Annotated in this window: 11 protein-coding genes and 1 pseudogene; 11 read left to right on the forward strand and 1 reads right to left on the reverse strand. The window is 71.6% G+C overall.

What is annotated here, in order from left to right; all coding sequences use genetic code 11:
- From ACWDS7_RS38580 to ACWDS7_RS38630, 11 genes and pseudogenes are all read left to right on the forward strand, one after another.
- Positions 1-1,415 (forward strand): annotated as a pseudogene (locus ACWDS7_RS38580) (hypothetical protein); the annotation flags it as partial.
- 86 nt (positions 1,416-1,501) lie between these two features.
- On the forward strand, positions 1,502-1,936 hold the full coding sequence (locus ACWDS7_RS38585) for a hypothetical protein (protein ID WP_451933288.1): 435 nt from the start codon (positions 1,502-1,504) through the stop codon (positions 1,934-1,936).
- Entirely contained in the window at positions 1,933-3,051 is a 1,119-nt protein-coding gene (locus ACWDS7_RS38590; RefSeq protein ID WP_451933289.1) for a GNAT family N-acetyltransferase, read from the forward strand. Before ACWDS7_RS38585 ends, ACWDS7_RS38590 begins: the two co-directional genes overlap by 4 nt.
- Positions 3,052-3,225: 174 nt before the next feature.
- Positions 3,226-4,056, forward strand: a complete 831-nt coding sequence (locus ACWDS7_RS38595; RefSeq protein WP_451933290.1) for a glycosyltransferase family 2 protein — start codon at positions 3,226-3,228, stop codon at positions 4,054-4,056.
- Positions 4,057-4,058: 2 nt separating this feature from the next.
- Positions 4,059-5,000 carry a glycosyltransferase family 2 protein gene (locus ACWDS7_RS38600; RefSeq protein WP_451933291.1) on the forward strand — a complete coding sequence of 314 codons (942 nt, stop codon included), beginning with the start codon at positions 4,059-4,061 and terminating at the stop codon, positions 4,998-5,000.
- Entirely contained in the window at positions 4,997-5,821 is an 825-nt protein-coding gene (locus ACWDS7_RS38605) for a polysaccharide deacetylase family protein (protein WP_306865713.1), read from the forward strand. Before ACWDS7_RS38600 ends, ACWDS7_RS38605 begins: the two co-directional genes overlap by 4 nt.
- The gene (locus tag ACWDS7_RS38610) at positions 5,814-7,982 is read left to right on the forward strand and encodes a lipopolysaccharide biosynthesis protein (RefSeq protein WP_451933292.1); all 2,169 of its coding nucleotides are present in this window, start codon (positions 5,814-5,816) and stop codon (positions 7,980-7,982) included. Before ACWDS7_RS38605 ends, ACWDS7_RS38610 begins: the two co-directional genes overlap by 8 nt.
- Positions 7,983-8,035: 53 nt before the next feature.
- The gene (locus ACWDS7_RS38615; protein ID WP_451933293.1) at positions 8,036-9,274 is read left to right on the forward strand and encodes a cytochrome P450; all 1,239 of its coding nucleotides are present in this window, start codon (positions 8,036-8,038) and stop codon (positions 9,272-9,274) included.
- Positions 9,275-9,326: 52 nt separating this feature from the next.
- On the forward strand, positions 9,327-10,241 hold the full coding sequence (locus tag ACWDS7_RS38620; protein WP_451933294.1) for a glycosyltransferase family 2 protein: 915 nt from the start codon (positions 9,327-9,329) through the stop codon (positions 10,239-10,241).
- Positions 10,238-11,329: a GNAT family N-acetyltransferase gene (locus tag ACWDS7_RS38625; RefSeq protein ID WP_451933295.1), complete on the forward strand. Its 1,092-nt coding sequence runs from the start codon at positions 10,238-10,240 to the stop codon at positions 11,327-11,329. The genes ACWDS7_RS38620 and ACWDS7_RS38625 overlap by 4 nt, the downstream gene beginning before the upstream one ends.
- A gap of 314 nt (positions 11,330-11,643) precedes the next feature.
- Entirely contained in the window at positions 11,644-12,756 is a 1,113-nt protein-coding gene (locus ACWDS7_RS38630; RefSeq protein ID WP_451933296.1) for a glycoside hydrolase family 26 protein, read from the forward strand.
- A 7-nt stretch (positions 12,757-12,763) separates the two neighbouring features.
- Here ACWDS7_RS38630 and ACWDS7_RS38635 read toward each other — a convergent pair whose 3' ends face one another.
- Positions 12,764-13,426: an RICIN domain-containing protein gene (locus ACWDS7_RS38635; RefSeq protein ID WP_451933297.1), complete on the reverse strand. Its 663-nt coding sequence runs from the start codon at positions 13,424-13,426 to the stop codon at positions 12,764-12,766.
- Positions 13,427-14,081 lie beyond the last annotated feature (655 nt).

Consider the following 14,081-nt stretch of genomic DNA (forward strand, 5'->3'; position numbering starts at 1 on the left):
GAGGCGAGGGCGGCGGCGCCGTTGGCGGTGACGTCGTGCGGGTACTCGGAGCCGGGGCCGACAGCCTGCGGGACCTCAGCGCCGGCGAGGTCGGCACAGTGCTCGGGCTGACCTCCCGGCAGGCCGCCGCCCGGCTCGGCCGGGCCCGCGAGCACCTGGAGAACTCGGCCGCCGCCGTGGTCCTGGCCAGGGTCGGCCGGGCGCACTGCCCGGACCTGTCGGCGATGGTCGACTCGTGGGAGGGGCCGCTCACCACGATGCTGCGCAGGCGGCTGTCCGGTCACATCGGCCGCTGCGAGGTCTGCCTGGAACGGCGGGACCGGCATGTCTCGGCCGGACGGCTGCTCGACATGGTGCCGGTCGCCTTCCCGCCGCTCTCCCTGCGCCGCCGGGTCGTCGAGACCTGCGTCAACCCCGACCTCGCCGGGGTGCGCGCCTCCGTCGTCGAGGCGGGTGACCGTTTCGACCGGGCCGGGTTCCCGGTCGCGGCCGAGCGGCGCGCCAAGTCCTCCCGGCGGCCCCGGGCGAGGCGCGCCGGGGCGGGACGGGCGCGAGAGGAGGGCACCCGACCGCTGCCGGCCCTGGACACGCCGGACAGATCGCGGGCGGTGACCGGACGGCGGGACACGGCCCCGGACACCCGCGGCCACCGGCAGGCGGCCGAGCCCCGGCGGCGCGCACCCGCCCGGCGGACACCGCCCCTCGTCGCGGCCGCCGCGTGCGTGCTGGCGGCCGCCGTGGTCATGATCGTGACAACCGGGCAGGACCTGACCGGCGGACCGGCGCAGCGGGCCGAGGCCGCGCCGGAGCGGGGACCCGCGTTGATCACGCTGGAGCCGGGCCCGGCACCGGGCCCGGCGGAGCCCTCGCCGGTGGATCCGGCCTCCCTCCCGGAGCCGACCCCGGCTCCGGGCAGGACCGCGAAGGCCGTCAAGACCAGGACGCCGCCCCCCATGCCCACGCCCACACCCGGCCCAGCCCGGCGGGCGGCGACCCGGCGCCCGGTCCCCGACCGGCCGCGCGCCACCCGCACGCCCGCCCCGCCACCCCCGGCCGGGCGGCTGGCCGTCTCGTGTCCCACCGACATCGGGGAGGGCGCGGGGCAGATCCGGCTCTCGGCACGCGAGGCCGCGATCTCCTGGTCGGCGACCACCTCGGGCGGGCTGGACGTCCACCCCCGGCAGGGGCGGCTCAAGGCCGGGGCCCGGGCCGTGATCTGGGTCACCGCCGCCGACCCCGCGGAGGGCGGCACGGGGCGGGTCGCGTTCAAGGCCGCCGGGGGCGGCTCCAGCTGCGCGATCTCCTGGGAGGGGCCCGGACCCGAGGAGTCGGATCCGCCCGGCGACCCCGCTCCGCTGCCGACGCCGGCGCCGACCCCCTCCACGGCGCCCAGTGCGGAACCGGAGAAAACATGATCTTTTACTCCGGGTCGGAGGGCTCCTGACTTAACTTTGCAATCCGGTAAACCATGGGCTGCCGCCATGCGTCGGCATTGACTCGCATGCGGAGTGGTTGGTCACATGAATATGCGATCAGCTATTCGATCATCAGCCGGGAGCCGGGGATGCCGACAGGCCGCAAGGTGCTCAAATGGGCGATCAGCCTTGCGTGCGCCACGGGTGCCGCGAGCGCACTCGCCGACATCGAGACCCCACTACGGATGATCTTTACCCCGCTGTTCCTTTTATCGGTCCCCGGGGTCGCCGCGGTAGGACTGTTGCGTGATCGTGACCCTCTTACTGCAATATCAATTGGGGTGGCGGCAAGTCTTCTCGCAAACGTTCTCCTTGCCGCAGCGATGCTGTCTTTTGAATCATGGTCGCCCCGTGCCGGAGTGGCGACGATCGCGGTGCTCGGCGGCTTCACATATGTATTGCGCCTGGTGCACCGGGGAAGCGGAAACCTGCAGACCGAACAGGGGGCCGGGTCAGGGTGAAGATCACTGTTGTGCGCCCGCGGGATCTCGGCGCGGCCGAGTCCCTCCGATGGCGCGAGCTCCAGAGAACCTCCCCCGGCCTCGACAACCCCTTCCTCTCGGTCGAGTTCACCATGGCCATGGGGGCGCTGCGCGACTACGTGAGGGTCGCGGTGATCGAAGACGGCGGCGAGATCACCGGCTTCTTCCCCCACGAACGGCACAGCTTCGGCCTCGGCAGACCGCTGGGCGGCTACCTCACCACCTGCCACGGGCTGATCTCGGTCCCCGAGCTGAAGCTCGACCCGCGGGAGCTGCTCCGCGCCTGCGGGCTGTCGGCCATCGACTTCGACCACCTGGTCGCCGGCCAGCCCACCTTCACCCCCTACGAGACCGACGTACGGCCGGCCCCCGTCATGGATCTCAGCGGCGGTTTCGAGGCCTACGTCGAGCGGGTGCGCGCCGGTTCGGCGAAGAACTACAAGACCGTCCGCTACAAGGAGCGCAAGCTCGGCCGCGAGCAGGGCGAGGTCCGCCTCGAATGGGCCTGCGCCGACGCCGGGACGCTGCGCACGGTCATGAACTGGAAGTCGGACCAGTACCGCCGGACCGGACGGGTCGACCGCTTCGCCCAGCCCTGGATCGTGCGGCTCGCCGAAGAGCTGCACTCGCGGCGATCCGACGACTTCGCCGGCGTGCTCACCATGCTCTACGCCGGAGACACCCCCGTCGCCGGGCACTTCGGGCTGCGTACGGCGGACACCCTGGTGGGCTGGTTCCCCGCCTACGACCCCTCCTTCGCGCGCTACTCCCCCGGGATCATCCACCACCTGCACATGGCCGAACACGCCGCGGGCGCGGGGCTGCGCCGGGTGGACATGGGCAAGGGGGGACGCGAATACAAGGAATGGCTCAGAACCGATGCCCTGATGGTCGCAGAGGCCCGCATTTCGCGCCCCTCTCCCGTGGCCGCCGTCCAGTGGGTGGGCCGGGTCCCCCTCAACAGACTCCGCACCGCCGTAGTGGACAACCCCTCCCTTTTCCGGGCCGCCGACCGGCTGCTCAAGAGTTACGGCAGAGCGAGATCCCTCCTCCTGCCCCGTCCCACCACAGAACAGTCAACCAAGGCACAATAACCACCTTTTTCCCAGCAACCACCTCATTCCCTGTAAGCGCTTTTCCGACATCCTTCACTCCCGACCCACACCCTTCACTCTCCCGACGCAAGGCATCCCTCGATCACAGTCGCGCCGTTCTCACCTCACGCCGGGAGCGGTCGCAACGGAAGGACAGAAGGAATATCCGCCATCATGAATCCCGACACCGTCAGACAGAACGGTAAGCAGCTCGGCGTGTTACGTTCCATGCCGCCTCTTGAGCGGTTCACCCCGCTCACCCCTCACATGGCCATTTCCCCGACCGTCAGCGTCGTCGTGCCCGCGATGAACGAGGCGGAGAACCTCCCGCACGTCTTCGCCACGCTCCCGCAGTGGATAGACGAGATCATCCTCGTCGACGGCAACTCGGTGGACGACACCGTCGCCGTCGCCAGGAGGCTCCGGCCCAACGTGCGGATCGTCACCCAGACCGGCAAGGGCAAGGGCGACGCGCTCGCCGCCGGCTTCGCCGCGTGCACCGGGGACATCATCGTGATGATCGACGCCGACGGATCCACCGACGGCCGCGAGATCATCCACTTCGTCGGCGCCCTGGTCACCGGGGCGGACTTCGTCAAGGGATCCCGCTACGCCGCCGGCGGGGGCAGCGACGACCTGACCTTCAGCCGCCGGGCCGGCAACAAGGTCCTCACCACGCTGGTGAACCTGATCTACGGCACCCGCTACAGCGACCTGTGCTACGGCTACAACGCCTTCTGGGCCCGTCACCTGAAGGCGCTCGACCTCGACTGCGAGGGCTTCGAGGTCGAGACGCTGATGAACATCCGCGCCGCCAAGGCCGGGCTCCGCGTCCACGAGGTGCCCAGCCACGAGCGGTGCCGCATCCACGGCGAGAGCAATCTGCGCGCGGTCCGCGACGGGCTGCGCGTGCTCAGGACCATCATCCGGGAGTGGCGCCAGCGGCCGGCCGCGCCGGTCCCGGAGCCCCAGGCCGCGCCGGCGGCGGATCAGGGCGCGGCGTAGCCATGAGGAGCAGCGTCGTCATATGCGTCTACACCGAGGAGCGCTGGGAGGACATCCGGGCGGCCGTCGCGTCGGTCGAGGGCCAGCGGCGCAGGCCGTACGAGATCATCCTGGTCGTCGACCACAACCCGGACCTGCACCTGAGGCTCAAACAGGAGTATCCCGGCATGACCGTGGTGGCGAACACGCACGAGAAGGGACTGTCCGGCGGCAAGAACACCGGTGCGGCGACCGCCTCGGGCGACATCGTGGCCTATCTCGACGATGACGCGGTCGCGGAGCCTGGCTGGCTGGAGGCTTTGGAGGAGGGCTTCCAGGACCCGACCATCGTGGGGGTGGGCGGGCTGACCAGGCCGCTGTGGGCCACCGGGCACCGTCCCCGGTGGCTGCCGCACGAGTTCGACTGGACCGTGGGGTGCGCCTACCGGGGCATGCCCACCCGGCGGGCCCGGATCCGCAACGTCATGGGCGGCAACGCCGCCTTCCGCAGGGAGGCCGTCGGCGAGATCGGCGGCTTCCACACCGGGATGGGCCGCAGCGTGCAGGGGCGCCGGAGCCGCCCGCTCGGGTGCGAGGAGACCGAGTTCTGCATCCGGCTGTCGCAGCGCCGCCCCGGCTCGGTGATGCTGTTCGAGCCGGACGCGGTGATCGGGCACAAGGTCTCCGCGCAGCGGGCGGGGTTCGCCTACTTCAGGTCGCGCTGCTACGCCGAGGGGCTGTCCAAGGCCCTGGTCGCCTCATGCGTCGGCACCGGCGACGGGCTGTCGAGCGAACGGGCGTACGTGATGAGGACCCTCCCGCTGGGCGTGCTGCGCGGCGTCGGCGAGGCGCTCCGGGGCGACCTGCCGGGCCTCGGCCGGGCCTCGGCCATCGTCGCCGGCCTGGCCTGCACCGCCTGGGGCTACGCGGTGGGCACGGCGCGGCTGAAGCTGGGGCGATCATGATCCGTGTCCCGATCCTGATGTACCACTCGGTGAACGACCATCCGAACGACGAGACCCGGCCGCTGGCGGTCTCACCGGGACGGTTCGCCGAACAGCTCGGCATGCTCCGCGACCGGGGCTTCACCCCGATGACCCTGTCGGACCTGGTCGCGGGGATGCACCGGACGGCGGCGATGCCCGACCGGCCCGTCGCGATCACCTTCGACGACGGATACGCCGACTTCCACAGCCAGGCGCTGCCGATCCTGGCGCGCTTCGGCTGGCCGGCCACGGTCTTCGTGACCAGCGGCTGGGTCCAGGACTCCGGCCCCGTCGCGGCCGGGCGGCGGCCGGCCCCCATGCTGACCTGGAGCCAGGTGCGCGAGGCGGTCTCCTGCGGCATGGAGGTCGGCGGCCACAGCCACAGCCACCCACAACTCGACCAGCTCCCGGACCGGGAGCTCCGCAACGAGCTGCGCACGAACAAGGCCCTGCTCGAAGACCGGCTCGGCCGTCCGGTGGCCACCATGGCCTACCCCTACGGATACTCCAGCGCGCGGGTCCGCCGGGAGGTGCGCAGGGCCGGCTACTGGACCGCCTGCGCGGTGGCCAACGACGCCTTCCGCGAGGGCGACGACCTGCTGGCGCTGCCCCGCCTGACGGTCACCGAGCAGACCTCCATGACCAAGTTCGGCAGCGCGGTCGCCGGACACCGGCTCCCGGTGCTCTACCTGCGTGAACGGGCTCTCACCAAGGGATACGCGCTGGTGCGGCGGACACGTTACGGGCTACGACGGATTCTCTCGACACACACGCCGGGACGGGTAACGGACGGTGACTGACACGGGTCTGTCCGGCGGGACGGCACGAGGGCGGCAGGAGCGGCGGCGGCAGCGGCGCCAGAGCCTGCGCCGAGGCCGGCGGCAGGACCGACGGGGAGCGCCGCGGAGCCTGTGGAGCCGGCTGCCCAGAGACCTGAACGACCCCCTGCTGCGCAACGCCTACTCGCTGATCGTCAACGCGGGGGCCGCCGGAGTGCTCGGCCTGGCCTACTGGACGGTCGCGGTGCGCTTCTACAGCGAGAGCGACTACGGCCGCTCCTCCGCGCTGATCGCCGCGATGCGCCTGCTCGCGGCGCTGACCGCGTTCGGGTTCGTCGGCGCGCTGACCCGTTTCCTGCCCGAGGGCGGCCGGGCGACCGGACGCCTGATCGGCTCCACCTATCTGGTGGGCGGCGGCGCGGCGGTCGTCGCCACCGTGTTCTTCCTGTCCACGCTCGACATGTGGGGCCCCAACTTCAGCGGGCTGGCCGGCCCCGGCCTGGCCGGCTGGTTCCTGCTGTCGGTCTTCCTGTGGTGCGTGTTCACCGTCCAGGACGTGGTGCTCACCGCGCTGGGCAAGGCCACGTGGGTGCCCCTGATCGGGATAGCCGTCGGGGTGACCAAGATCGGGTTGCTGGCCGTGCTGGCCCCGGCCTTCCCCGGCACCGGGATCTTCCTGGCCTGGACGATCCCGGTGGCCGTCACGGTCGTCCCGGTCAGCATCGCGATCTTCGGCAGGCTGGCCCCGCTGGCCGCCGCGCGCAGCGCCCACCGCGCCCCGCCCCGGTCCGGCCGCATCGGCCGCTTCCTCGCCGGCGACTTCCCCGGCACGCTGTTCATCCTGGCCAGCGTCTATCTCATGCCGGTGCTGGTGTTCGCGGGAGTGGACGCGCGGACGGCCGGCTACTACGCCGCGGCGGTCACGCTCGTCGGCGTCTTCGACATGCTGGCGGTCAACATGGCCATCTCGCTGACCATCGAGGGGTCGGGAGATCCCGCGCTGCTGGCCGGCAAGTGCGTGCTGGCGCTCCGGCGGACCATGATGCTCCTGGTCCCCGTGGTGCTGGTGGCCGCGCTGGCCGCGCCGCTCATCCTCCGGCTCGGCTGGGGCCCGTCGTTCGCCGAGCACGGCGCCGACGTGCTGCGGCTGCTCGCCCTGGCGTCGATCCCGCACGCGGTCATCGAGATCTATCTGGGGGTGCTCCGCGCCCGCAGCAGGGCGCGGACCCTGCTCGTGCTCCAGGCGCTGCTGTGCGTCCTGGTCGTGGGGCTGTCGTTCCTCCTCTTCCAGAGACACGGCATCACCGGCGTGGGCCTCGGCACCCTCGCGGCCCAGGTGATCGTCATGCTCGTCGTCGGCCCGGGCCTGGTCAAGGTGGTGCGCGGGGCGCGGACGCCGGCCGTCGAGAGGTCACCGGACGAGACTCCGACGCTGGTGATGATGATCGTCGACGCGCATCCCACCCTGGCCGCCGGGCCCGCCAGGACGTCAACCGCCGAGGCGGCGGAGCCCGCCCGGCCCGGCCTGCCGTGGCCAGTGCGGGCGGGGCGGTGGCTGTCCCCGCTGATCACCGTGGAGGGCCTGGCGGTCGTCGCGCTCGCCGCCGCGGACGGCGGGCCGCCGGTCCTGCCCAGGGCCGTCGCGACGGCCCTGGGCGTCGGGCTGGTGATCGTGGCCTCCGTCGCGGAGCTGGCCATGCGGCGCAGGCGGGTGGTGCTGTGGGCGCAGCTCGTCGCGGTGACCCTGTGCCTGCACGGGACGGAGGCCATGGCCAGCTCGGCCGGGAGCCTCGCCGGGAAGGTGACACAGATCATGGCCACCGGGAAGGCCGCCGGCGGAGACTGGCTCCTCGCCCTGCCCGCCTTCCTCGCCCGCGCCATGGGGCTCACCGATCCCACCCCGCTGCTGGTGTGGGCGCCCGTCGCCGCCGCCGTGGCGGCGCTCGCCCCGGCGCTGCTGGCCGCCAGGGCGGTCCACCGTGACGAGCGGTTCCACTGGCCGGCGGCGATGCTGGTGACGGTCGGGCTCTGGCTGGCGCCGGCCGAGCGCGTCCAGATCTCCCTGCTCTTCCTGCTCGGCCTCTGCGCGCTCGCCCTGACCCTGGCGGCGGCGCGCGGGGCACGGCGGCGTCCCGAGAAGGCCGCGGCCGACGACGGCCGGACGATGAGAACGGCGGCCTAGATGGATGCGACCACCGACGACCTGACGGCCAGACGACGAGAACGGCAGCCTAGATGGATGTGACCACCGACGACCTGGCCGACCTGGCGTTCTGGACGCAGCCCCCGCAGGCCCGGCTCGCGGTCTTCGCCCGGCTGCGGGAGCTTCCGGCACCGAGGTTCTTCGCCGAGCGCCGCGTGCCGTTCCTCCGCTCGGGCACCGGTTTCCACGCCCTGGTCAGACACGCGGACGTGGTGGAGGCCAGCAGGCGTCCCGCGGTGTTCAGCAGCGAGCCCTCGGTGTCTAGCCCACAGCCTCCCGGGTGGGTGCGGCACATCTTCGGCGAGGCGATGGTCGACATGGACGACCCCCGCCACGCCCGGCTCCGGCGGATCGTGGCCCGCGCGTTCACCCCCCGGATGCTGGCCAAGCTGGAGGAGGACCTGCGCAGGACCAGCGCGGAGATCGTCGACGACGTGCTCGCGCACCGCCCCCGCGACTTCGTCGGGGCCGTGGCCGCCCGGCTGCCCATCAACGTCATCTGCGACATGATGGGCATCCCCGGCGATCTCCGGGGTGAGGTGCACCGGCACGTCGACACCTCCACGGAATACTCCGGGGTCCGCTCCGACCTGGTGCGGGCGCTGCGCATGGGGGTGCGCAACGCCTCGGCCCTGATGAGCCTGCAGCGCCTGGTGATCCGCCTCGGGCGGCGGCGCCGGGACGAGCCGTCCGACGACCTGGTCTCCGCCCTGGTCCACGCGAACGTCGACGGTGAGCGGCTGACCGCGCGGGAGCTGGGCTCGTTCTTCACCCTGCTCCTCGTGGCGGGCAACGAGACCACCCGCAACGCGATCGCCCACGGTCTCCATCTGCTCTCCGCCCACCCCGGGCAGCGGGAGCTGCTGCTGTCCGACTACGACCGGCACATCCCCACGGCGATCGAGGAGATCGTCCGCCACGCGACGCCGATCATGCAGTTCCGCCGTACGGTCACCGAGGACTGCGACCTGAACGGCCACGCCTTCCGGCGCGGGGACCGGGTCGCGCTGCTGTATGTCTCGGCCAACCGCGACGGGTCGGTCTTCACCGATCCGGACACCTTCGACATCACCCGCTCGCCCAACCCTCACGTGGGGTTCGGCGGCCCGGGCCCGCATTTCTGCCTCGGCGCCCACCTGGCCAGGCGCGAACTCAACGTGATCTTCCACGAGCTGTTCACCCGGCTCCCCGGCATCCGGGCCGTGGGCGACCCCGAATACCTGCCCTCCAACTTCGACAACGGCATCCAGCGCCTGGGCTTCGACTTCTGAAGGACCGCCCCTCCCGCGAGCCGGAAACCCGCCCCCGACGAAAGGACCCACCGTGGACGACTGGCCGGCGATCACCGTGGTGATTCCGACCCGCAACCGCACCGGACTGCTCAAGGAGACGATCGCCTCGATCCTCAGCCAGGACTACCCGGGCGACCTGACCTGTGTCACCGTCTTCGACCAGAGCCCACCGGACGGATCGTTCGCCGCCGACACCCCGGGCCGCCGCGTCGTGGTGACCGCCAACACCCGCAGCCCCGGGATCGCCGGGGCCCGCAACACCGGCGTGCTGCTGGACGACGGCGAGCTGGTGGCCTTCTGCGACGACACCGACCTGTGGCTGCCGCACAAGCTGCGCTCTCAGGTGACCGCGCTCAGGGCCGGCGGCCACTTCGCGACGTGCGGGATCGAGCTGTTCAACGACGAGACCACCTTCGCCAGGGCGGTGCCCACCCCGACGGTGACCCTGCGGGACCTGCTGCGCAGGCAGCTCCCCTCGATGCATCCCTCCACCTACCTGATGCGCCGCGAGGCGCTGGTCGACGGTTTCGGGCTGGTCAGCGAGGAACTGCCCGGCGGGTACGGCGAGGACTACGAGCTGCTGCTGCGGGCCGCCCGGATCGGGCCGATCACCAACCTGACCGCCACGGGCGTGCGGGTCAGGTTGCACAGCTCCTCCTACTTCTCCTTCGTGGAGTCCAGCGAGACGATCTCCTCGGCGCTCCGCTGGATGCTGGAGCGCCATCCGGATCTCGCGGCGACGCCGGGCGGCTACGCCCAGGTCGCCGGGAAGATCGCCTTCGCCGAGGCCGCCCTGGGGCGCAGCGCGCAGGCCCTGCGCTGGATCGGCCGGACCGTACGGCGGCGCCCCTGGGAGCCCCGCGCCTACCTGGCGCTGGCCGTCACCGCGGGGGTGCCCGCCCGCGCGATCGTCGGCCGGCTGCAGCGGATGGGTCGCGGCATATGAGGATCGACGTCATCCGGCCGGGAGAGCTCGGCACGGCCGAGATCAGCGCCTGGCGCGCGATGCAGCGCGCCACCCCGCGCCTGGCCAACCCCTTCCTCAGCCCCGACTTCGCGATCGCGATGGGCGAGGTCAGCGCCGAGGCCAGGGTCGCGGTCATCTCCGAGGCGAGCGGGCCGACCGGGTTCTTCCCCTTCGAACGGCATCCCGGCGGGACGGGCACCGCCCTGGGCGCCTGGGTGTCGCTCTGCCAGGGGGTGGTCCACGCGCCCGGCGCGGAGTTCGACGCGCGGGCGCTGCTGACGGGCTGCGGGCTGCACGTGTGGGAGTTCGGCTGCATGGTCGACGGGCAGCCGTGGTTCCAGCCGTTCGAGACCCTGCGCCAGGAGGCGGTCGTCCTCGACCTCGCGGACGGCTATCCGGCCTACGTGGAGGGGCTGCGCGAGCGTTCCCCCAAGTTCCTCAAGTCCACCCTCTACAAGGAGCGCAAGCTCGGTCGCGACATCGGCGAGCTCACCTTCGATCTCGCGGTCCGCGACGAGGAGTCGTTCCGGCTGCTGCGACGCTGGAAGTCGGAGCAGTATCTGCGGATGGGCCGCCAGGACCGGTTCGGCAGGCCGTGGGTGGTGGAGCTCGCCGAGCGGCTGCACGCGGTCGACACCGGCGACTTCGCGGGGCCCCTGTCCATGCTCTACTGCGACGGCAGGCCGGTCGCGGGCCACTTCGGCCTGCGCTCGGACACGGTCCTGGTCGGCTGGTTCCCCGCCTACGACCCGGCCTTCGCCAAATACTCCCCCGGCCTGATCCAGCATCTGAGGATGGCCGAGGCGGCCGCGGCGGCCGGGATCCGGTCGATGGACCTGGGGATCGGGACCGGCTCCGAGTACAAGGAGGCGCTGCGCAGCCGGGGCGAGCCGGTGACGGAGGGCTGCGTGCGGCGGCGGTCGGCCGGCGCGGCGGCGCACTGGCTGCGCAGCGCACCGGTCCGGCGGGTGCGGCAGTTCATCCTCGACAGCCCGGTCCTGTACCGCGCGGCCGACCGCGCCATGAAGCGCTACGGCCACCTGCGAGCCCGGATGAGGGCCCGGTAAGCACTGCGCCGGGGGACGGGCCCGCGAGCGCGTGCCGCCGCGGCCTCCCCGGTCGCCTCACCCCGCACTGATCGTGTCGCCACGCCGCTGACCAGGCCAAACGCGTACGCGACCACCGATCCGGGGTGGGGGGCGTAATGTCACAGACAGCGATCTTCCTGTGACGCCGACATTTTTCCCTTATGCGGACCATAGCCATCGATCGCCACGATTCTTGAGAAAAATTAATTTAAAATTCGAACAAGTGATAAGTCGCGATCCATGTTGGCCACAACCGGTCCGCCGGCACCAGACGCCTGGATGATCACATGACTATGCCCGGTAAGAGAAGGCACGCCCGGACGGGCGGCAGATCCTCGACGTCGCGATGGATCCTCATCGGCCTGGCCGGCGTCCTCGTGGTCGCGGTGGGCGTCTACGTGTACACCTCCCCCGGCCGGCAGACCACGGCCGACCGGCCGCCGGTGGTGCCCGGCGCCCAGAACCCACCCGATTCGTGCGCCCCGACCACCGGGCTCGTGCCGCCCTGCGGGGCCTGGTGGGGGATGCACGTGCCACCGGGCCGCGACCGCAAGCTGGTCCCCGACGTGACCGCCATGGAGCAGAAGATCGGCCGCAAGCTCGACATCACCATTAGCTATCACGACATGTCCAACAGCGACGCCGGACGGTTCTTCCGGGGCGACGAGAGCGAGCTGGGCACCGACCGCATCCTGTTCCTGGGCTGGGAGTCGAGCATCTGGGACGAGAACCTCGACATCGCCTGGCGCGACATCGCGGCCGGACACTACGACCAGGCGATCACCGACCAGGCCGCCCGGGTGAAGAGCTACGGCAGGCCCGTCCTGGTCGGCTTCGACGGGGAGAAGGACCGCGACGAGAGCGGGCAGACCTCCGCCGAGTACATCGCGGCCTACAAGCGCATCGTCGACGGCTTCCGGGAGGCCGGCGCGACCAACGCGCTCTGGGTCTGGGGCGTCACCGGCTACTACCCGTTCCGGGACCGGTGGAAGGCCTACTACCCGGGTGACGACTACGTCGACTGGATCAGCTACGACCCCTACAACTTCGCGACCTGCCGCGGCGCCGACTGGCAGGACTTCAAGGAGACCGTGGGGCCGACCTACGAGTGGTTCCAGCAGAACGGCTTCGCCGGCAAGCCCCTGATCCTCGCCGAATACGGGACCGAGAGCCACCGGAGCGACACCTCGGCGCGCGCCGACTGGTACCGCGACATCCCCGAGGCGATGAAGACGATGCCCAACCTCAAGGCGATCATCCAGTGGAACAACACCGACGCCGACAAGTGCGACTTCTCACTCACCGGCCCCGGCGTGCTGGAGGCGTTCGCCGAGGCCGGTAAGGATCCCTATTTCCGGCAGCCCCTGGCCATCCGGCAGCCCCTGGCCGGACAGCCCGCCGGCTGACGGGGGATCACGGCGCCGAGGCCCGTCCGCCCTGCTTCGGCGCCGAGGCGGGGACGAAGAGGAACACCTGGTCGGCGCCGCCGCTGCAGTTGTGCTGGACCAGCTCGGCCCCGACGTCCACGTCGGCCACCCCGCCCAGGACGCCGAGGCACATGCCGCTGTGCACGGGCCGGACCGTGAAGCCCCCGGACACCCGCGCATCGGCCGGCTCCAGGAGGAAGCGCTGGTTGGCGGCCCTCGTGCAGTTCGACGGCCCGACCAGGGCCTCGCCGTAGACGGGGGCCCCGCTCTTGGCGGGCTTGCCGTCGGAGGGCTGGTCGACAGTCAGACAGCCGACGCCCTGGACGGGGTGGTGCCACTCGATCTGGTAGACGTCACGCCCCACGGCAGCCACGTAGGTGTCGGGGGACAGGCCCTGGCAGGAGCGCTGGACGGCCAGCTCCCGGTCGGTGCGGCGGTTGCGCTCGCGTCCCTCTCCCAGGCACAGGTCACGGTCGGCGACGTGGGAGGGGACGATCCGGTACCAGCCGTCGGCGAGCACGGACCCCGGGAAGGTGGAACGCGTGGCCTCCGCCGTCGGAGAACCGGGCGCGGAGGTCCCCGCGGCCGCCGCCATCACCGCGACGCCGATCACGACCAGTGCCGCGACGGCCCCCGCCACCGCGACCATGGGCCGCCGCCACGACCTCGCCCCCGGGGCGGCGGATGCCGGACCGGTGGAGGCCGGAGCGCCAGGCCCCGGACCGTCGGGCCCGGACTCGTCGGGGACCTGGCCGGTGGAGACCGGATCACTGGAGGACGGAGCGGCGGGGGACGGACCGGCGGAGACCGGAGCGGCGGGGGACGGACCGGTGAGGTCCGGCCCTGGGGAGATCGGATCGGCGAGATCCGGACCGGTGGGGACCGGAGCGGCCGGAGCCCACCCGACAAGGACCGAGCCGGCGGATGCCGAATCAATGGAACCCGCGTCAGGAGAGGGCGTATTAGAGGAGGTCGTATTAGGGTAATTCGGTCGCACAGAATCTGAATCAATGGGATACCGCCCGGCGGAATCCTGAGCGACGGAATCCAGGGCGGCGGAGAAAACGCCCGGAGAAACGGACCCGGCGGCCTCGGATTCGGCGGGAATCGATCCGGCGGAGCCGGAGTCGGGGGAATCAGATCCAGTACGGCCGGACAGAGCGGAATCCGTTTCCACGGAGCCCGCCCCGACGGAATCGGTCCCGGAGGCGAACGTCCCGTGCTTACGTTTCGACAGGTCAGGGCATGCGGAGTTAAGCGGTTTCCCGCTTTCGGGATCTTTGCACCCGCACCGTTTCGGATAC

The organism is Streptosporangium sp. NPDC003464 (assembly GCF_053588315.1).